The 272-nt window shown below is 46.3% G+C and carries 1 pseudogene; it reads right to left on the bottom strand.

The window, feature by feature from the left end:
• Positions 1 to 272 (bottom strand): annotated as a pseudogene (locus AAEY88_RS13690) (nitrite/sulfite reductase); the annotation flags it as partial.

The raw sequence follows: 272 nt of genomic DNA, 5'->3' as shown, positions 1-272 counted from the left end.
GTATTCGCCTTTTTTATCGACACCAAGGATACCGATATCGCCGGTATGATGATGCGCACAGGCATTCATACAGCCAGACATATTGAGGCGGATTTCACCCAAATCATAAAGATAGTCGAGATCATAAAATTGCTTTTCGATTTGTTCAGCGATATTGTGGGTTGTGGCATTGGCGAGCGAGCAAAAGTCCCAGCCTGGGCAGACGATCATATCGGTGAGGGTATTGATATTTGGACGGGCCAAATGTAGCGCAACCAACTGTTGCCATAGCT

Origin of the sequence: Psychrobacter sp. CAL346-MNA-CIBAN-0220, assembly GCF_040309805.1 — a bacterium.
Classification (GTDB): domain Bacteria; phylum Pseudomonadota; class Gammaproteobacteria; order Pseudomonadales; family Moraxellaceae; genus Psychrobacter.
The sequence above is the reverse complement of the archived record's forward strand: the minus strand, read 5'-3'. Positions and strand labels throughout refer to the sequence as shown.